Origin of the sequence: Streptomyces specialis (assembly GCF_001493375.1) — a bacterium.
Classification (GTDB): domain Bacteria; phylum Actinomycetota; class Actinomycetes; order Streptomycetales; family Streptomycetaceae; genus Streptomyces; species Streptomyces specialis.
In genome coordinates, this window is sequence record NZ_LN929757.1 from 1 (window position 1) to 21,323 (window position 21,323).

A 21,323-nucleotide genomic window follows, 5' to 3' on the forward strand; every position below is an offset into this window, starting at 1 on the left:
TACACGGATTGAGGCACAGGGGACGTTAGGGTGGCTGTGCAGTTGAATGCGAAGTCGCACGAGGTGTTTTTGTTATAGGTGTCGTGCGAGCACCCGGAAGAGCTACACTAGGCGCGTCGGGGGCAGCGTCAGATGTGTATAAGAGGCGGGGGTGCGGGGATGACGTTCCGGGTGCCGGCGGGGGGGCATGAGCGGGTCGCGGGCGTGGCGCGTTCGGCGGGTGCGAGTGTGTTCATGGTGCTTGAGGCGGCGTTGGCGGGTCTTTTGACGCGGTTGGGCGCGGGGACGGATATCCCGATCGGGACGCCGGTGGCCGGGCGTATGGATGAGGCGCTGGATGATCTGGTCGGGTTCTTCGTGAACACTCTGGTGTTGCGGACGGATACGAGTGGGGATCCGGATTTCCTGGAGTTGCTGGGGCGGGTGCGGGAGACCGCGCTGTCGGCGTATGCGCATCAGGACGTGCCGTTCGAGCGTTTGGTGGATGTTCTCAATCCGCATCGTTCGCTGGCGCATCATCCGTTGTTCCAGATCATGCTGGTCTTGCAGAACAATGCCGAGGCGGAACTCGACCTGCCCGGCATCCACACCACCCGCGAACGCGTACTCGGGAACAGGGCCCGTTTCGACCTGACGTTCAGCCTGCGCGAGGAACGCGGCCCCGACGGCACCCCGCAGGGCATCGCCGGATGGGTCGAATACACCACGGACCTCTACGACGAGGACACCGTCACCACGCTCGTCCAGCGCTGGATCCGGTTCCTCGACCTCGCCACCGCCGACCCGGCCCGCCGGATCGGCGCGATCGACCTGCTCACGGGCGAGGAACGGCACGAGCTCCTCGCGGTGCGCAACGAAACGGCGCGCGACATCACCGACACTCCCGTACCGGTGCTGTTCGAGCGTCAGGCGGCCCGGACCCCGGACGCCGAGGCGGTGGTGTCCGCGGGCGTGTCGCTCACCTACGCCGAACTCAACGCCCGCGCGAACCGGCTGGCACGGCACCTGATCACCCTGGGCGCCGGCCCGGAGCGTTTCGTGGCCCTCGCGACGCCACGTTCGGCCGACATGGTCGTCGCCCTCCTGGCGGTGCTCAAGACAGGGGCGGCCTACCTTCCGGTGGACCCCGACTACCCGGCCCAGCGGATCCGGGCCATGCTCGGCGACACCGCCCCGGTCTGCCTGGTCACCACCACGGAAGTCCACGCGACGCTGGGCGACGTCGGTGACACCCCGGTGTTCCCGCTCGACGCGCGGGACAGCCGGCGCCGGCTCGCCACCTACTCAGGCGACGACCTCGACCGGCCCGCCGTCTCGGCCTCCCACGCGGCCTACGTCATCTACACCTCGGGGACCAGCGGCACACCCAAGGGCGTCGTGGTGTCCCACCGCGGCCTGCCGAACCTCGTGCGGGCGCTCGCCGACCGGTGCCGGGTCACCCCGGACAGCCGGGTGGCGCAGCTCGCCTCGCCGAGCTTCGACGCCGCGACAGCGGAGACCTTCCTCGCCCTGCTGTCCGGGGCCTGCCTGGTGGTGCCGGACAGCGGACTCGTCGGCGCCGAGCTGACGGACCTTCTCGTCGGACACCGCGTCACCCACGCGACCCTGCCGCCGTCGGTGCTGGCAACGCTGGCGCCCGACGACCTGCCCGGCCTGGAGTGCGTCGTCCTGTTCGGCGAGGCCGCGCCGCCGGGCCTGGTGTCCCGATGGTCGGCCGGTCGCCGGATCATCAACGGATACGGCCCCACCGAGACCACGGTGGGCGCCACGCTCAGCGACGCCCTCGACGCCACGCGGGGCGGCCCGGTCCCGATCGGACGCCCGCTGGACAACACCCGGGTGTACGTGCTCGACAGCCGGTTGCGCCCGGTCCCGCCGGGTGTGGCGGGCGAGCTGTACGTCACGGGCCTCGGGCTGGCCCGGGGCTCCCCGGGGCGCCCCGCCGCGACCGCGGGCCGGTTCCTGGCCTGCCCGTTCGGCCCGGCGGGCGAGCGCATGTACCGCACCGGTGATGTCGTCCGGTGGCGGCGGGACGGCGACCTTGAGTTCGTGGGCCGCGCGGACGATCAGGTGAAGATCCGCGGGTTCCGGATCGAGCCCGGCGAGGCCGAGGCCGTGCTCTCCGGCCACGAAACGGTCGCCCAGGCGGTGGTGATCGTCCGCGAGGACCGGCCGGGCGACGCCCGCCTGGTGGCGTACGTGGTCCCGGCCGCCGAGGGCGCCGACGGCACCGCGTTGCGGGACCACCTGCGGGAACGGCTGCCGGACTACCTGGTGCCCGCCGCCGTCGTGGTCCTTCCCGAGATGCCGCTCACACGCAACGGCAAGATCGACCGCCCGGCGCTCCCGGCCCCGGACTACGCGGCCATGGGCGGAACGGGCACGGCACCGCGGACCGGACCGGAAGAAGTCATGTGCGGTCTGTTCGCCGACGTGCTGGGCCTGCCCGGGGTCGGGGTGCACGACAACTTCTTCGACCTGGGCGGCCACTCCCTGCTGGCGACCCGCCTCGTCTCCCGGGTCCGCGCCGCGCTGGGCACCGAACTGTCGGTGCGGGCGGTCTTCGAGGCACCCACGGTCGCGGACCTCGCGCGCCGGGCCACGGCGGCGTCGGGCGCGACGCGCCCCGCCCTGGTGCCCATGGAGCGGCCCGAGCGTGTGCCGGTCTCGTTCGCCCAGCAGCGCATGCGGTTCATGAACCGCCTGGACGGCGAAGCCCCCGCCACGGGCGTTCCGGTGGTGTTCCGGCTCGGCGGAGACCTGGACGAGGACGCGTTGCGCGCGGCGCTGGCCGATGTCGTCGCCCGGCACGAGGCGCTGCGGACGGTCTTCACCGAGATCGACGGCACACCGGTGCAGACGATCCTTCCCGCCGACGTGGAGATGCCGCTGCCCGTGACGGAGGTGACCGAGGCCGGGCTGCCCGACGCGCTGGCCGACATCGCCGGGCAGGGCTTCGACCTGGCCAGGGACATACCGCTGCGGGCGGCACTGCTGCGGATCACCGGCTCCGGAACCTGGGTCCTGTGCCTCGTCGTCCACCATGTGGCCCATGACGGCTGGTCGACGCGGCCTCTGCTGAACGACCTGTCCCACGCCTATGCCGCGCGGGCCGCTGGCGACCGGCCGTCCTGGGCGCCACTGCCGGTGCAGTACGCGGACTACGCGCTGTGGCAGCGGGACCTCCTCGGCTCGCTGGACGACCCGGGAAGTCCCATCGCGGCGCAGCTCGCGTACTGGAAGGAGGCGCTGGCCGGACTGCCCGAGCAGGTCGGGCTGCCCGGTGACCGGCCCCGGCCGGCGGTCGCCGCCTCGCGGGGCGCCGGGATGGCCTTCGAGATCGGTCCCGCGACGCACGCCCGGCTGGTGCGTGCCGCGCGGGCCGCGGGTGTCAGCGTGTTCATGGTGCTCCAGGCCGCGCTGGCGGGGCTGCTGACGCGACTGGGCGCGGGCACGGACATCCCCATCGGGTCGCCCGTGGCCGGCCGCACCGACGAGGCCCTCGACGATCTCGTCGGGTTCTTCGTCAACACCCTGGTGCTGCGCACGGACACCTCCGGCGACCCGACCTTCGCCGAACTGCTGGACCGGGTGCGCGAAACGGCGCTGTCGGCGTACGCGAACCAGGACCTGCCGTTCGAGCGGCTGGTGGGCGCGCCCAGCCCCCGCCGGACCCTGTCGCACCATCCGCTCTTCCAGATCCTGCTGGTGCTCCAGAACGCGGCGGACGCGACCCCGGCGCTGCCGGGACTCCGGGTGACCCGGGAGCCGGCCGCGACCGTCAACGACGCGCGGTTCGATCTCACCTTCAGCCTCCGGGAACGCCCGGACGACGGTGACGGCGCGCGGGGCATCGGGGGCTGGGTGGAGTACCGCACCGATCTCTACGACGCCGCCACCGTCGAGTCGATGGTGGAACGTTGGGTGCAGTTCCTGGACGCGGCGGTCACGGACCCGGGTACCCGCCTCGGCGCGATCGACATCCTCGGTGAGGCCGAGCGGAACCGGCTGCTGCACGCGTGGAACGACACGGCGCGCGACGTGCCCGACGTGCCCGCCTCGGAGTTGCTGGAGCGTCAGGTCCGGCGCACGCCGGACACGGTGGCGGTCGCCGACGAGAACGAGTCCGTCACCTATGCCGAGCTGAATGCCCGCGCGAACCGGCTCGCACGCCATCTGATCGGCCAGGGCGCCGGTCCTGAGCGGTTCGTGGCCCTGGCCGTCCCCCGGTCGGTGGACATGATCACGGCGATGCTCGCCGTGCTCAAGTCCGGTGCCGGCTACGTGCCGATCGACCCGGACCTGCCGGCGGAGCGGATCCGCCTCATGATCGACGAGACCCGCCCGGTCTGCCTGGTGACCGCCCGGGACGCCGTCGCCGGACCCCGGACGGTCCCCGTCCTCCGGCTCGACGACCCGGACGTGCGCGCCGCCGTGGCCGCCCGGCCCGGACACGACGTCACCGACGCCGACCGCGCGGCCCCGCTGACCCCGGCCAACGCCGCGTACGTCATCTACACCTCCGGCACCACCGGGCGGCCCAAGGGCGTCGTGGTCAGCCACCGGGGCCTGCCCAGCCTCGCCGTCTCGGCCGCGCGGCGCTGCGGTGCCGGGCCGGGCGCCCGGGTCCTCCAGTTCGCCTCGCTGAGCTTCGACATCACGGTGTGGGAGATCTGGATGGCCCTGGCCTCCGGCGCCCGGCTCGAACTGCCGGACAGCGGGATGGCGGGCGACGAACTCGCCGCGTTCATCGACCGGCGCGGCGTCACCTACGCGACGCTGCCGCCGACCGTCCTGGCGCCCCTCCCCGAGGACGGCCTGCCCAGCCTGGAATGTGTTCTCGTCGGCGGCGAATCGGTGTCGCCGGGACTCATCGGGCGGTGGGCCGCGGGCCGCACGGTGCTCAACGGCTACGGCCCGACGGAGGCCACCGTCGGAGCCACCATGAGCGCGCCGCTGACCGGGACCGAACGGCTCGTGCCCATCGGGACGCCCCTCACCAACATGAGGGTCTACGTGCTCGACGACCGTCTGCGGCCGGTGCCACCGGGCGTGGCCGGCGAGCTGTACCTCGCGGGTGCCGGCCTGGCCCGCGGCTACCTGGGACGCCCCTCGCTGACCGCGAGCCGGTTCGTGGCCTGCCCGTTCGGCGGCCGGATGTACCGGACGGGCGACGTGGTGCGCTGGTGGCGGGACGGCAACCTGGAGTTCGTCGGCCGTGCCGACGACCAGGTGAAGATCCGCGGCTTCCGGGTCGAGCCGGGCGAGGTGGCGTCCGTGCTGTCCACGCACAAGACCGTGTCGCAGACCGCGGTGGTCGTCCGCGAGGACCGGCCGGGCGACCCCCGCCTCGTCGCGTACGTGACGCCCGCCGACGCCGCCGCGGGCGTCGACCCCGCCACCCTGGTGGACTTCCTGCGCGAGCGGCTGCCGGACCATCTGGTCCCGGCCGCCGTGGTGGTCCTCGACGCGCTGCCGCTGACCCGCAACGGCAAGGTGGACCAGCCGGCGCTGCCCGCCCCGGACTTCCAGGCCGCCACGAGCGGCGGGGCGCCCCGTACCCCCGAGGAGGAGGTGCTCTGCGGCCTGTTCGCCGAGGTGCTGGGGCTGACGCGGGTCGGGGTGGACGACGGCTTCTTCGACCTGGGCGGGCATTCCCTGCTGGCGACGCGGCTGGTCTCCCGGGTCCGCGCCGCGCTCGGCGTCGAACTGTCCGTCCGGTCGGTGTTCGAGGAGCCGACCGTGACCGGGCTGGCACGCCGGCTCAGGCGGGCCTCCGGCACGACCCGGCCCGCTCTGCGGCCCGCCGCGGGCGCCGATCTGGTGCCGGTGTCCTTCGCGCAGCAGCGGCTGTGGTTCCTGCACCGGCTCGACGGCCCGAACCCCGTCTACAACATGCCGGTGGTCCTGCGGATGACCGGGACACTCGACCCCGAAGCGCTGCGCGCCGCGCTCACCGATGTGGTGAACCGGCACGAGCCGCTGCGCACGGTGATCGAGGAGGCGGACGGCGAGGCCGTGCAGCGGATCCTCCCGCCGCGCGCGGCCGTCCCGATGCCGGTCACCACCGTCGCGCCGGAGGACGTGCCCGAGGTGGTGGCACGCGCCGCCCGGCACGGCTTCGACCTGTCGGCCGGGATACCGGTCCGCGCCGAGCTGCTGCGGACCGCCGACGCCTGGACGTTCGTCCTGGTCGTGCACCACAGCGCGAGCGACGGCTGGTCGATGGGACCGCTCCTGCGCGACCTGGGCCTGGCCTACACGGCGCGGGTCGCCGGCCGGCCGCCGGTGTGGCCGGCGCTCCCCGTGCGGTACGCCGACTACGCGGTATGGCAGCGGGAGTCGCTGGGCGCCGTGGACGATCCGGCCGGCCCGATCGCGGACCAGCTCGCGTACTGGCGGGACGCGCTGCGGGATCTGCCCGAACAGGTGGGGCTGCCCGGCGACCGGCCGAGGCCCGGCGTCGCCACCCACCGCGGTGGCGACCTGGAGTTCGCGATCGACCCCCGGACGCACGCCCGGATCGTGGACACCGCGCGGGCCGCGGGCGCCACGGTGTTCATGGTCCTTCAGGCCGCACTCGCGGCACTGCTGACGCGACTGGGCGCGGGCACCGACATTCCGATCGGCACCCCGGTGGCGGGCCGCACCGACGCGGACCTGGACGACCTGGTCGGCCTGTTCGTCAACACGCTGGTGCTGCGCACCGACACCAGTGGCAACCCGACGTTCGCCGATGTGCTCAGCCAGGTGCGCGAGCGGGCGCTGGCCGCGTACGCGCACCAGGACCTGCCGTTCGAGCACCTCGTCGACGCGCTGCACCCGCACCGGACGCTGGCCCGCCATCCGCTCTTCCAGATCATGCTGGTGCTCCAGAACAACGCCGACGTCAGCCTGACCCTGCCCGGCACGCGGGTCGAGCAGGTGCCCGTCACCGGGCGCACCGCCCGGTTCGACCTCACCTTCAGCATGCGCGAACGCCGGGCCGCCGACGGCGGCCCGGACGGGATCTCGGCGCACGTCGAGTACAGCGCCGACCTGTACGACCGGGAGACCGTCGAGGCGCTGGGCCGTCGGCTGGTCCGCCTGCTCGACGCGGCGACGGCCGATCCCGGCCTGCGGGTCGGCGCGATCGACCTGCTCTCCGCCGAGGAGCACCGCGCGCTGTCGGCGTTCGGCACCGGGGACGCGCCGGCGGCCGGGAACGAGCCGGTCCAGGCGCTGTTCGAGCGTCAGGCCGGGCTCACTCCCGACGCCGTCGCCGTGGTCGGGGACGACCGGTCGCTGACGTATCGCGAGGTGAACACGCGGGCGAACCGGCTGGCGCGCCGGCTGATCGCGTCGGGCGCCGGCCCCGAGCGTTTCGTCGGCGTGGCGGTTCCCCGGTCGGCGGACCGGATCGTGGCCGTACTCGCCGTGCTCAAGACGGGCGCGGGCTACCTGCCGATCGACCCGGACCATCCCGCGGACCGCGTGCGGCTGATGCTCCGGGACACCCGGGCGGTCTGCGTCGTGGCCCCCCACGACACCGCGCCGCGGGACGTCGGCGACATGCCGTTCGTCCCCGTGGAGGCGGCCGACGACGCCGGCCGGTCCGGCGACGACGTCACCGACCCGGAACGGCTCGCCCCGTCGCGGGCGGCGCACCCCGCGTACGTGATGTACACCTCCGGATCGACCGGCACGCCCAAGGGCGTCGTGGTCACGCACGCCGACGTGACCGGGCTCGCGCTGGCGACATGCTTCCGCGCCGGGGCCCACCGGCGGGTGCTGGCGCACTCGCCGGCCGTGTTCGACGCGTCGACCTACGAACTGTGGGTCCCGCTGCTGTCCGGCGGACGTGTGGTGCTCGCGCCGGGCGACCTCACCACCGATGTCGTACGGTCGGTGGTCGCCCGGCACGGGGTCACGGCGATATGGCTGACCGCCGGGCTGTTCCAGGCGTTCGCCGAGGAGGCGCCGGACTGCTTCGCCGGACTGCGGGAGGTCTGGACCGGCGGCGCGGTGGTCCCGGCCCCCGCCGTCCGCCGCGTGCTGGCCGCCTGCCCGGGCCTGGTGGTGGTCGACGGCTACGGCCCCACGGAGACCACCACCTTCGCGACCTACCACCCGATGACGGCCGAGGTGCCCGACCGGATCCCCGTCGGCACGCCGATCTCCGGCGTGCGGGCCTACGTCCTCGACGCGGGCCTCGCCCTGGTGCCGCCCGGGACACCGGGCGAGCTGTACCTGGCCGGTTCGGGTGTGGCACGCGGCTACCTGGGTCACCCCGGATCGACCGCCAGCCGGTTCGTCGCCTGCCCGTTCGGGGAAGCGGGCGAGCGCATGTACCGGACCGGCGATGTCGTGTGCTGGAACGGCGACGGAGTGCTCGAATACCTCGGCCGTGCCGACGATCAGGTGAAGATCCGCGGCTTCCGGGTCGAGCCGGGCGAGGTCGAGGCGGTCCTGGCCGGCCATGACGCGGTGGCCTCGGCCACGGTGATCGCGCGGGACGGCCGCCTCATCGCGTACGCGGTGCCCGCCGCCCTGGCCGGGGACGGTCTCGCCGAGGAGGTCACCCGTTTCCTGCGGGAGCGGCTGCCCGACTATCTGGTCCCGGCCGCCGTGGTGGTCCTCGACGCGCTGCCGCTGACCCGCAACGGCAAGATCGACCGGCGCGCGCTGCCCGCCCCGGACTTCGCCGCCGCCTCCGGCCGGGGCGGCGCTCCTCGCGGTGCCCGCGAGGAGACCCTGTGCGCGGTGTTCGCCGACGTGCTCGGCCTGCCCTCGGTCGGCGTCGGGGACAACTTCTTCGACCTGGGCGGCGACTCCATCTCCGCGCTGCGCCTGGTGACCCGGATCCGGGCCGCCGGGCTGGTGGTGACCACGCGCCAGGTGTTCGAGCACCCGACGGTCGCGGCCCTGGCCCCGGCGGCGGCCGAGGCCGTGGTCACGGACGACGCCGACGACGGCGTGGGAACCGCGCCGCCGACACCGATCATGAGGTGGCTGTTCGACGGCGGCGGCCCGGCGGTCGACTCGGTCAGCCAGGCGATGCTCGTGGACTGCCCGGCGGGGATCTCCGAGGACGCGTTCCTGGCCGGCCTCCAGGCCGTACTGGATCAGCACGACGCGCTGCGCATGCGGATCGGCGAGGCCGAGCCCTGGACGGTCGAGATCACCGAGCCGGGCTCGGTCCTGGCCGCGACCTGCGTCGACCGGATCGACCTGTCCGGGCTGGACGCGGCGGCCCGGGACGAGGCGCTGAAGCGCGCGGCCACGGCGGCGGTGGCGAAGCTGGCGCCCCGGGCGGGAACGATGGTGCGGGCGGTGTGGCCCGGCTCCGGCCAGGTGCTGCTGGTGCTGCACCACCTCGTGGTGGACGGCGTGTCCTGGCGGGTCCTGCTGCCGGACCTGCGCGCCGCCTGGGAGGCCGCCGCCGAGGGCCGCGTCTGGCGGCGCGCGGGTCGTGGCACGTCGTGGCTGCGGTGGTCCCGGCTGCTGTCCGAGGGCGCGCTCAGCCGGGAGCGGGTCGCGGAACTGCCGCGCTGGACGGCGATCCTGAGCCAACCGGACCCCTGGCCGGTGCGCGCGCTGGACCCCTCGGTGGACACGTCGTCCTCGACACGGTCACTGACAATGTCGCTACCGCCCGACGTGACCCGGCCCCTGCTCACCGAGGTGCCGGCGCTGTTCCACGGCGGCGTCAACGACGTGCTGCTGGCGGCGTTCGCGGCGGCGGTCGCACGGTGGCGCGTGTCGCTCGGCGGCGCGGGCACGGCCGTCGTGGTCGAGGTGGAGGGGCACGGCCGGGAGGCCGACGCGATCGGCCCCGGCCTGGACGTGTCCGACACCGTGGGCTGGTTCACCAGCATGTACCCGGTGCGGCTCGACCCCGGCGCCGTCGACCTCGGCTCGGGAACGGATCTGGACCGTGCGGTCAAACGGGTCAAGGAGCAACTGCGCGACATCCCGGACCACGGCATCGGCTACGGCCTGCTGCGCCATCTGAATCCCGAGACCGCCCGCGTCCTGGCCGGACTGCCCCGCCCGCTGCTCGGCTTCAACTACCTCGGCCGGTTCGCCGCCGCGGCGGACGGAGCCTCGGACCTGTTCCAGGTCACCGCGCCGGACGCCCCGGCCACGCCGCTGCGCCACCTGATCGACCTCAACGCGGTCACCCACGACCGGCCGGACGGCCCCCGGCTCACCGCCCACTGGACGTGGGCCGGGAACCTCTTCACCGCCGGCCGACTGGCCGAGCTGGCCGAGCTGTGGTTCACCGCGCTGACCGGCCTCGCCGACCATGCCCGTCGCCCCGAGGCGGGCGGCCTCACCCCGTCCGATCTCCTCGTCCCGCTGGACCAGACCCAGATCGACCAGATCGAAAACGCGTGGAAGGACCTGTGATGGCCAAGCCCGCCGACATCCTGCCTCTGTCTCCGCTCCAGCGAGGGCTGTGGTTCCACGCCTGGTACGAGTTCGAGTCCGGCGCCGCCGACGGCGATGTGTACGTCATCCAGCAGGTGCTCGAACTGGACGGCGACATCGCCGAGGAACGTTTCCGGTCCGCCGCGCACGCCCTGCTGCGCAGGCACCCGCATCTGGCCGCGGGGTTCTTCCACGACGGCCTGGACGCCCCCGTGCAGGTGATCCCGGCCGACATCAAGGTGCCGTGGCAGAGCTTCGATCTGTCCGGGCTCGCCGGACGGGCCCGCGAGGACCGGCTGGCGGAGATCCTGGACGCGGACTGGCGCCGCCGGTTCGAACCGACGCGTCCGCCGCTGCTGCGGTTCACATGGATCCGCCTCGCGGCTCGCGAGGTGCGGCTCGTCGTGACCAACCACCACATCCTGCTCGACGGCTGGTCGGTGCCCCTCCTGCTCCAGGAGCTGTTCTCCCTCCACCACTCCGGCGGCGACACCACGGCCCTGCCGTACGTCCCGCCCCTGCGCGGCTACCTGGAGTGGCTGCACCGGCAGGATCGCGACGCCGCGCGCGAGGCGTGGCGGACCGCGCTGGCCGGGCTGCCGGGACCGACCCGGCTGGCGCCGGGAGTGCCGACGCGGGACGCCGGGACGGTTCCGGAGGCCCTTCAGCTCCGCCTGCCGGCGGAGCTGACCGAGCGGCTCGGCGCCAGGGCGCGGGAGTGGGGCATCACCCTGAACACGGTCGTCCAGGGGCTGTGGGCGACCCTGCTCGGCGCGGTCACCGGCGGCGACGACGTCGTCTTCGGCACGACGGTGTCCGTACGGCCACCGGAACTCGCGGGCAGTGACCGCATGATCGGGCTCATGATCAACACGGTTCCGCTGCGTGTGCGGCTGGAGCCCGCGGAATCGATACGCGACCTGCTGGTCCGCCTGCAACGGGAACAGGCGGCCCTCATGGGGCACCAGCACCTCGACCTCGGCGAGATCCAGCGCCTCGCCGACATCGACGAGCCGTTCGACACCTTGACCGTGTTCGAGAACTTCCCCGTCGACGCCCGGGCGGCGGAGTCCGGAGCGCCGTTCCGGCTGGCGCGGCGCGGCGGGCGGGGCGGCGACGCGTCGCACTACCCGCTGAGCCTGGTCGTCTCGCCCGGCCGGGAACTCACCCTCCGTTTCAGCCACCACCCCGACGTGCTGGACCGCGCCATGGTCTCCGCGCTGGCCGATCGGTTCTCCCACCTGCTGGAAACGACGGCCCGCACCCCGGAGCGGCGCCTCGCCCACCTGGACCTCCTCTCCGGCGCCGAACGCCACCGGCTGCTGACCGCGTACAACGACACCGGCAGGCCCCGGGGGCCCCGCACCCTGCCCGAACTCTTCGAACAGCGGGTCGCGGGGGCACCGGACGCGGTCGCCGTACGGGCCGGGGGCACGGCGACGCGCTACGGCGAGCTGAACGCCCGGGCCAACCGGCTGGCGCGGTACCTGATCGCCGAAGGCGTCGGGCCCGAGCAGTTCGTCGCCCTGGTCATGCCCAACTCGGTCGAACTGCTGGTGGCGCAGCTCGCCGTGGCCAAAGCGGGTGCCGCCTTCCTGCCGATCGACCCGGACTACCCGGAGGAGCGCGTCCGCCGGACGCTGGCCGACGCCCGGCCGGCCCGGACCCTCACCCTCGGCGGCGCGCTCCCCGGCACCGGCGGCCCGGTGATCGCCGTCGACGACGAGGAGGTGGGCCGCGCCCTGCGCGCGTTGCCCGCCACGGACATCACCGACGCCGAGCGACGCGCCCCGCTGTCCCCCGCGCATCCCGCGTACATGATCTACACGTCCGGCACGACCGGACGGCCCAAGGGCGTCGTGGTGCCGCACGCGGGAGTGCCGAACCTCGCCGAGGCGGTCCGCGCGCGGTGCGCGCTGGGCGCGACGAGCCGGGTGTCGCGGCTCGCCTCGCCGAGTTTCGACGCGTCGGTGCTCGAACTGGTGATGGCCTGGGGCGCGGGGGCGAGTCTCGTCGTCCCGGAGCGGCGACTGGTGGGCGACGACCTCGCCGCGTTCTGCGCCGAACAGGGCGTGACCCACGCGATGCTGTCGCCGACCGTCCTGGCGACGCTGCCCGCCGGCCGGCTGCCGGGCCTGGAGTGCGTGGTCGCCGGCGGCGAGGAGATCTCCACCGGACTGGCGGCCGAGTGGTCGGCGGGGCGTGACCTGATGAACGCCTACGGCCCGACCGAGATCACCGTGTGCGCCACGATGAGCGCTCCGCTGGCCGGGGCGGACGGGCTGGTCCCCATCGGCGGGCCCCTGGACAACACCCGGGTGTACGTGCTGGACGGCTGGCTGCGTCCGGTGCCGCCCGGCACCGCGGGCGAGCTGTACGTGGCCGGCGCCGGAGTGGCCCGAGGCTACTGGGGCCGCGCCGGGCTGACGGCGAGCCGGTTCGTCGCGTGCCCGTTCGGCGGCCCGGGCGAGCGCATGTACCGGACCGGGGACACGGTGCGGCTGCGGGCCGACGGCGACCTGGAGTTCCTCGGCCGCACCGACGATCAGGTGAAGGTCCGCGGCTTCCGGATCGAGCCGGGCGAGGTGGAGTCCGTTCTCTCCACCCATCCCGCGGTCGCCCACGCCGTGGTGGTCGCGCGGCAGGACACGCCCGACGCGGCGCGGCGTCTCGTCGCCTCCGTCGTACCCGCCGCCGGCCACGGTGCCGGCGGCCTGCCGGACGCGGCACGCGCCTGGTTGCGGGACCGGCTGCCGGACCATCTGGTGCCGTCCGCCGTGGTGGTGATGGACACGCTGCCCCTGACGCCGCACGGCAAGGTCGACCGGCGCGCGCTGCCCGCTCCCGGCCCGGTGGCGCGCGAATCCGGTGGCCGCCCGGCGCGCGGACCGCGCGAGCGGACGCTGTGCGAGCTGTTCGCGGCCGTCCTCGGGGTGGCCGATGTCGGAGCCGAGGACAACTTCTTCGACCTGGGCGGCGATTCGATCTCGGTGCTGCGCCTGGTGTCCCGCATGCGGGGAGCGGGCCTGACCGCGACCGCGCGGGACGTGTTCGAGCACCCCACGGTCGCGGAACTGGCCATGGCGGTGGCGCGGGCCGAACAGCCGGACCCCGCGCCGGCGGACGACGACGGGGTCGGCGAGGCGACACCGACCCCGGTCATGAGCTGGCTCCTGGCGAGCGGCGGACCCGCCGTCCGCTCCATCCACCAGGCGATGCTGGTGCGGTGCCGCCCCGGGATCGGCGAGCCGGAGCTGGTGACGGGCCTGCAGGCGGTCCTCGATCAGCACGACGCGCTGCGGATGCGGCTGACCGGGTCCACCGTGGAGATCACCGGGCCGGGCTCGGTCCTGGCGGGGGACTGCTTCGAGCGGGTCGCGCTGTCCGGTACGGACGACGACGAGGAGATCGGGCGGGCGGCAGCCGCCGCCGTCGCGCGCCTCGATCCCTGGTCCGGGCGCATGGTGCGGGCCGTCTGGCTCGACCGGGGGGAACGCCCCGGCCAGGTCCTGCTGGTCCTGCATCACCTGGTCGTGGACGGGGTGTCGTGGCGGGTGCTGGTGCCGGACCTGCGTGCGGCCTGGGACGCGGCGGCCGAGGGCGGGACATGGCGGCACGCCAGGCGCGGAACGTCATGGCGGCGCTGGTCACGCCTGCTGACCGAGCAGGCGTCCAGCCCGAGGCGGCTCGCCGAACTGCCGCTGTGGACCGGGATCACCGAACCGTCCGGCTCTCTCCCGGTCCCGTCCCTCGACCCGGCGGCCGACACCTCGTCCTCGCTGCGGTCGCTGCGGGTGTCGCTGCCCCCGGACGTGGCGGGACCGGTGCTGTCGACGGTGCCGTCGTTGTTCCACGGCGGTGTCAACGATGTGCTGCTGACCGCGTTCGCGGTGGCCGTACGACGCCAACTGGCGTCGCTCGGCGGGGCCGGCGCGGCGGTGCTGGTCGAACTGGAGGGGCACGGCCGGGAGTCCGCCGCGATCGGCCCCGACGTGGACGTGTCCGACACGGTCGGCTGGTTCACCAGCGTGTACCCGGTCCGGCTCGACCCCGGCGACGGCGACCTGGGACAGGCCGTCAAGCGGGTCAAGGAGCAGTTGCGGGAGATCCCGGACCACGGCATCGGCTACGGCCTGCTGCGCCACCTCAACCCGGAGACGGCCGGGGTGCTGGCCGACCGGCCCGAGCCGCCGTTCGGCTTCAACTACCTCGGCCGGTTCACCGCCGACAACGGCACCGGCGCCGAGGCCGGGACCGACGCCGAGCTGTTCCTCGTCCCGGCCACGGACGGCGCCGAGACCCCGCTGCGCCACCTCATCGATCTGAACGCCGTCACCTACGACCGGGCGAGCGGCCCCGAGCTGTCCGCGCGCTGGTCCTGGGCGGGGAACCACTTCACCGAGGAGCAGATCGCCGGCCTCGCCGACACGTGGTTCGCCGTCCTGAAGGAACTCGCGGCACTCACGGCGGGCGGCCTGACCCCGTCGGACCTCATGGTCCCCGTCCCGCAGCGGATGATCGAGCGATGGGAGGCCGGCGACAGGGGAGTCCGGGACATCCTGCCGCTCTCCCCGCTCCAGCAGGGCATGTGGTTCCACGCGCGGTATGCCCAGGAACACGAAGCCGGGGCCGAAACCGAAGCCGGAGCCGGGTCCGCCGGCGGGGCCGACGCGTATCTCGTGCAACGGGTCCTGGAGCTGCGCGGCGACGTCCGGAGCGATGCCCTGCGGGCCGCCGCCGCGGAGCTGCTGCGGCGCCATCCGCATCTCGCCGCCGGGTTCTTCGACGACGGGCTGGAATCACCGGTGCAGGTGGTGCCCCGCGATGTCGAGCCGCCGTGGCGGGAGATCGACCTGTCCGGCCTCGCGGAGGACGACCGCCGGCGCGAGCTGGCGGACATCGTCACCGACGACCGGAACCGGCGCTTCCGTCCGTCCCGCCCACCGCTGCTGCGTTTCACCCTGGTCCGGCTCGCTCCCGGCGATGCCCGCCTGGTGTTCACCCACCACCACATCCTGCTGGACGGCTGGTCCAGCCCGCTGCTCATACGTGAACTGTTCACGCTGTACCGGTCGGGCGCCGACCAGGCGGCGCTGCCGTCCCCGACGCCGTACCGGCAGTACCTGACATGGCTGCGGGAACAGGACCGGGAGGCGGCACGCGCCGCGTGGCGGGACGCACTGGCCGGGCTCACCGGGCCGACCCGGCTGCTTCCCGGCTCCCCGGCACGGGACGCGGCGGCCGAGCCGGCCTCGACCCGCGTCCAGCTCTCGCCGGAGCTGACCGAGACACTCACCGCCCACGCCCGGACGTGGGGTATCACCCTGAACACGCTCGTCCAGGGCGCGTGGGCCCTGCTGCTGGGGCGGGTGACCGGAAGCGGTGACGTGGTGTTCGGCACGACCGTGTCGATCCGCCCGCCGGAGCTGCCGGGCAGCGCTCACATGATCGGACTGCTGATCAACACGGTCCCGGTCCGGGTCCGGCTGCGCCCCGAGGAGCCGATCGCCGCGTTCCTGACCCGGCTCCAGCGGGAGCAGGCGGCCCTCGTGCCGCACCAGCACGTGGAGCTGACCGAGCTTCAACGGCTGGCCGGGGTCCCGGAGCTGTTCGACACGCTGACCGTGTTCGAGAACTACCCGCACGACGCCCCGTCCGGTGGCGGCGTCGGCGGGGACGTCCGGGTGTCGAACGGCGGCGGGCACGGCGGCGCCGCGTCCCACTACCCCCTCACCCTCGTCACCATGCCGGGACAGCGGCTCACCTTCGAGTTCGGCTACCGCCCCGATGTCCTCGGCGCGGCCGACGTCGCGGTGATCACCCGCCGGTTCACCCGGCTGCTGGAAACGGTGGCCAGGGACCCCGAGCGGCGGCTCGTCGCGATCGACCTGCTGGACGACGAGGAACGACGCCTTGTCCTTGACGAGTGGAATGACACGGTTCGGTCGGTGTCTTGTGAGTCGTTGCCGGTGTTGTTCGAGCGGCAGGTTGTGCGGTCGCCGGATGCGGTGGCGGTGGTTTCCGCGGGTGTTTCGTTGAGTTATGCGGAGTTGAATGCGCGGGCGAATCGGTTGGCGCGGTATTTGGTGGGTTTGGGGGCGGGGCCGGAGCGGTGTGTTGTGGTGGTGGTGCCGCGTTCGGTGGATCTGGTGGTGGTGTTGCTGGCGGTGTTGAAGTCGGGGGCGGCGTATGTGCCGGTGGATCCGGAGCTGCCGGTGGAGCGGGTGCGGTTCCTGGTGGGTGATGTGGGTGCGGTGTGTGTGGTGGCGGGGGTTTCCACATCTTCGGGGCCACGAGACAGGGAGCAATCTCGTTTGCCGTCTTCTTCTTGCATAACAGTATATTATGTCCTTATCTACCTTTATTCTTCTTTGACTTCTTCTCCTGACTTGTTTAGAACAGACGAGAGGTCCGGAGGAGAGGTGCTGAGGGGTGGAAGGGGAGAGACAGATAAGAGAAAGAGACAGGTATGGGGCGGGGGATGTGGGGGATGGTGAGCGGTGTGCTCCGTTGCGGGTGGAGTATCCGGCTTATGTGATTTACACGTCGGGGACGACGGGTGTGCCGAAGGGTGTGGTGGTGGCGCATGCGGGTGTGGTGAACCGGCTGGTGTGGATGGTGGAGCGGTTCGGTTTGTCGGTGGGGGACCGGGTGGTGCAGAAGACGCCGGCTGGTTTCGATGTGTCGGTGTGGGAGTTTTTCGCGACGTTGTTGTCGGGTGCGGCTTTGGTGGTGGTGCCGCCTGGTGAGCATCGGGACGCGGAGCGGGTGGCGGAGCTGATCGGGCGTGAGGGGGTGACGGTCGCGCATTTCGTGCCGTCGATGCTGCGGGTTTTGCTGGGGGTGGCGGGCCGGGAGCGGTTGGCGGGGTTGCGGCAGGTCGTCTGTAGTGGTGAGGCGTTGCCGGGTGAGGTGGCGGGCTCTTTGTCAACTCTGAAGGCGGCGGACGGGTGGGATGGACGCGCGTGTGTGTGCAGCGTAGTAATGAAGCAGTGGGCAAACGGGGTTTCTGCCTGGCTCGTGGGCTCGGGGATGGGTGGTGAATAAGGAGAGGGTTGTATCTGGCGGGGGTGGGTCTGGCCCGGGGGTATCTGGGGCGTCCTTCGCTGACGGCGGGGCGGTTTGTGGCGTGTCCGTTCGGCTCGGTGGGTGAGCGGATGTACCGGACCGGGGATCTGGTGCGGTGGGGCGCGGACGGGAACCTGGAGTACCTGGGCCGCTCCGACGATCAGGTGAAGATCCGCGGCCACCGCATCGAACCCGGCGAGATCCAGGCCGTCCTGGCCGAGCACGAGGACGTGACCGAGGCCGTCGTGATCGCCCGGCGCGATCACTCCGGAGACCAGCAACTGATCGCCTACGCCGTTCCGCACCGGGACGCGCGGCCGAAGGCCGCTGTGCTGCCGGGCACGCTCACCGGGTTCCTGCGCGAGCGCCTGCCCGGCCCCATGGTGCCGGCGGCGATGGTCCTCCTCGACGCGATCCCGCTGACCCCGAACGGCAAGCTCGACCGACGAGCCCTGCCCGCACCCGACTTCGCGGGCGCGGCCGGAACCGGCACACCGCTCAGCCCACGGGAAGAGCTGCTGTGCGGCCTGTTCGCCGAGGTCCTGGGACTGCCCCGGGTCGGGCTGACGGAGGACTTCTTCGACCTCGGCGGCCACTCCCTGCTCGCGACACGGCTGGTGTCCCGCATGCGGGAAACGCTGGGCGTGGACCTTTCGGTCCGCTCGGTGTTCGAGGCACCCACCGTCGCCGAGCTGGCCCGACGGACCGGAAGCGAGCACAGCGGCGACGACTTCGACGTGCTGCTCCCGCTCCGTCCCAAGGGGTCGCTGACACCGTTGTTCTGCGTCCATCCCGTCGTGGGACTGAGCTGGACCTACGCGCGGCTGCTGGCACACCTGGGCTCCGACCGTCCCGTGTACGGGCTCCAGGCCCGCGCCATCAACGACGCCGCGAAGGCTCCGGAGAGCATCGAGGCCATGGCCGACGACTACATCGAGCACATGCGCCGGGTGCGGCCGGCCGGCCCGTACGCACTGCTCGGGTGGTCGTTCGGCGGAGTCGTCTGTCACGCCATCGCGGCGAAGTTGCAGGCCATGGGCGAACAGGTCGAGCTGCTCGTGATGCTCGACTCCCGGGTCCCGGACGGCCAGGACCCACTGATCACCGAGGACGAGGACGCCCTGCTCACGGAGAAGATGAAACGGGCGGGCGTCGGCGAAGAGGCGCTGGCGGAGTATCTGGCCCAGCTCGAACCGGCCTTGCGTGACCGCGTCCTCCAGCGCGAACAGGGCATCGCCCGCGCGGCGGTCCGCAACAACACCCTGCTGCGGACGTTCGTACCGGGCCGGATCGAGGGCGATCTCCTCTTCTTCACCGCGGGCGACGGTTCCGCCGTCGCCGAGTCCTGGCGCGAACACGTGGCGGGCAGGGTGCTGAATCACAACATCCCTTGCGAGCACCGGGACATGCTCACCCCGGGACCGGTCGCACGGCTCGCGGAGATCATCACCCGCCACATCGGACAAAGCTGACCACAGGGAAGGACGACCATCGATGACCAGCGTGCGATTCCGCCCCTGGCCGCTCGCGGCCGACTACATACCCACCTCCTACGGCGATCTGATCAACACCTACGTCGAGGGTGCCTGCCGGCACCTCGGTCTCTCCACGGCCGATCTGGTGCCGCAGGCGAAAGCCCTGACGTCGGTGCTGGGCGCGTGGGCTTCCGCCCCCCTGTCGAACTTCGAGCACCACACGTCATGGGTGGCGAACAACGGGGCGCCGCTGGAGTTCTCCATCGCCCACTCGGCATCGGGGATCGTCGGAGTCCGTGTCCTGCTGGAGGCTCTGCGGGAACCGGTGACGCCTCGCTCGTGCCAGCAGGAAGGGCACGCGTTCACACTGCGGCTCGCCGAGGAGTTCGGCGTGCACCTGGGCCGCTACCACGAGATCGAGGACCTCTTCCGGTCCGAGGACGAACCCCGCGGACCCTTCTCCTTGATGCACGCCGCGGCGCTGTCACCCAAGGGCGAACCGCCGCTGTTCAAGTTATATCTCAACCCCGGGGCCACGGGCGCCCCGCCCTCGTCCGTGGCCGCCGAGGCGCTGCGCCGCCTGGGCCTGGCCGAGCAGTGGGCGGCGGTCGTCGACCACTTCCCGGGCGGCGATCTCGACGCTCCCGGGCACGAGGTGGCCCTCGTCGGGCTCGACCTGTCCGCGGACGAGGACGCGCGGGTGAGGGTCTACCTGCGACACACGGGCGTCGACGCCGAGGCCGTCGAGCGGGCCGGCGCCGTGGCGGCGGACCACCGGGAAGGGGTGTTCGCCCGGGTCGTCCGCGCGATCGGCGGCGAGGTACCGGTGGCGCGCTGGACGAAGGCCCCGATGACCTGCCTGACCTTCCGTCGGGACCACGCCGTGCCGTCGTCGGCGACCCTGTACTGCCCGCTGGAGCCGAATCTCGTCAACGACGGGGTCGCCGCGGAACGGGCCGCCCTGGTGATGTCCATGGCGGGTGTGGATCCCTCGCTGTACCGGGCCACGGTGGCCGCGATCTCCGGCCCGGAACCGCGCCGCCTGCGCCGGCTGAGCTGGGTCGCCTACAAGAACCCCGCCGCCCCCGTGTGCACGCTGTACGCCGGCCTGAACAGCCCGGGCGGCGAGGCATGAGAGGCGAGGCGTGAAAGGGGCGCCGTCAGGCGTTCCGTGACAGGCGGTTCAGGAAGGCTTCCCAGGTCGGGGGGAACCAGATGGGGGGACGGGGGTCCGTTTCTGTCTCTTCTACACCTCTGACGCTGCCGGCGAAGAGGGGAGGGTAGGTGTAGGGGGGCGTCGGCTGCTTTCAGCAGAGAAGACATAGAGAAGCCAGGCGGACACGGTACTACTCAACGGATGCATCGGCAGGCCGCGGTCTCCGGCCCGGAACCAACCGGCCTCGGCCGGCTGAGCTGGGTGCCCTACAAGACCCCCGCCGCCCGGCCTGTTCAGGCCGGCGTACAGCGTGCGCACGGGGGCGGCGGGGTTCTTGTAGGCGACCCAGCTCAGCCGGCGCAGGCGGTACTCCGTGAACTTCCGCGCGATCTCGTCGGCGATGCCCGTGCGGAGGGAGAAGAACGTGCCGGCCACCCGTTCCGCCGGGATCGCCACCGTCCGGGCGCCGCGGCCCAGGGCGTCGCCGATCAGGTCGAGGGCGCTGCCGTGACCGTCCAGCGGTGGGCCGGCCGGGGGGCAGAACAGGACGGGCGTGCCGTCCACCATCACCACCGGGCTGATGATCCGGTCGCAACGGGACCTCGACTCCTCCACCAGCGCGGCGTTGGGGCGGTCGTTGCCGTCGATCCAGGCCCGTGCCGCCTCCGGCGTCCGGCCGTGCGCCGTATGGCGGCGCATCAGCCGCGCGTCGCGCAGCGCGTCCGGGGCGTCGACGTACCACACCTCCGCCATCAGCGACCTGGCCTCCCGCCAGCCGGGCAGGTCGGCGGCCAGGCAGTTCCCCTCGGCGACGATCAGCCGGGCGCCCGGCGGCACCCGGTGGCGGGCGGCCACGGGCTCGTCCAGGGCGCGGTCGAAGTCGGGAACGTACACGTCGCGCGGCCCGTCGTCCGCGAGGCGCCGCAGCAGCGCCGCGAACCCCCACGCGTCGAAGCTCGGCTCGGAGCCCTTCCGGTCGCGCAGGCCGAGGCGGTCCAACTGGGCGTTGGAGAGGTGGAAGCCGTCCAGCGGCACGTACGCGGCCTCGTCGCCCAGGGCCCCGGCGAGCGCGCGGGCCAGCGTGGACTTCCCGGTGCCCGGCGGGCCGGTGAGGCCCAGCACCGCGCGCCCGCCGTCCCGGAGCAGGGCCCGCGCGTCGGCCGCCAGCAGGGGCGCGTCGGCGCGGAACGGCCCTTCGAGATCCATGGCCG

Annotated in this window: 4 protein-coding genes and 2 pseudogenes; 5 read left to right on the plus strand and 1 reads right to left on the minus strand. The window is 73.0% G+C overall.

What is annotated here, in order from left to right:
* Positions 1-186 precede the first annotated feature (186 nt).
* From BN2279_RS01340 to BN2279_RS01360, 5 genes and pseudogenes are all read left to right on the plus strand, one after another.
* Positions 187-10,392: pseudogene (locus BN2279_RS01340) on the plus strand (amino acid adenylation domain-containing protein); the annotation flags it as partial.
* Positions 10,392-16,910 (plus strand): non-ribosomal peptide synthetase, encoded by a 6,519-nt coding sequence (locus BN2279_RS01345; RefSeq protein WP_059005843.1) that lies wholly within the window; start codon positions 10,392-10,394, stop codon positions 16,908-16,910. The pseudogene BN2279_RS01340 and the gene BN2279_RS01345, both read left to right, overlap by 1 nt.
* Positions 16,911-16,923: 13 nt before the next feature.
* Positions 16,924-17,460, plus strand: a complete 537-nt coding sequence (locus tag BN2279_RS01350; protein WP_199827596.1) for an AMP-binding protein — start codon at positions 16,924-16,926, stop codon at positions 17,458-17,460.
* A gap of 8 nt (positions 17,461-17,468) precedes the next feature.
* Positions 17,469-18,953, plus strand: a pseudogene (locus BN2279_RS30085) (thioesterase domain-containing protein); the annotation flags it as partial.
* A gap of 22 nt (positions 18,954-18,975) precedes the next feature.
* Positions 18,976-20,091: a tryptophan dimethylallyltransferase family protein gene (locus BN2279_RS01360; RefSeq protein ID WP_059005846.1), complete on the plus strand. Its 1,116-nt coding sequence runs from the start codon at positions 18,976-18,978 to the stop codon at positions 20,089-20,091.
* A gap of 111 nt (positions 20,092-20,202) precedes the next feature.
* Here BN2279_RS01360 and BN2279_RS26955 read toward each other — a convergent pair whose 3' ends face one another.
* Positions 20,203-21,318, minus strand: coding sequence for a nucleoside/nucleotide kinase family protein (locus BN2279_RS26955; protein ID WP_079031725.1), 1,116 nt, complete (start codon positions 21,316-21,318; stop codon positions 20,203-20,205).
* Positions 21,319-21,323 lie beyond the last annotated feature (5 nt).

What these genes read in the sequence shown, in the direction of transcription:
- BN2279_RS01345 (WP_059005843.1), top strand. Translation starts at nt 10,392, where the DNA reads ATGGCCAAGCCCGCCGACATCCTGCCTCTGTCTCCGCTCCAGCGAGGG.
- BN2279_RS01360 (WP_059005846.1), top strand. Translation starts at nt 18,976, where the DNA reads ATGACCAGCGTGCGATTCCGCCCCTGGCCGCTCGCGGCCGACTACATA.
- BN2279_RS26955 (WP_079031725.1), bottom strand. Translation starts at nt 21,318, where the DNA reads ATGGATCTCGAAGGGCCGTTCCGCGCCGACGCGCCCCTGCTGGCGGCC.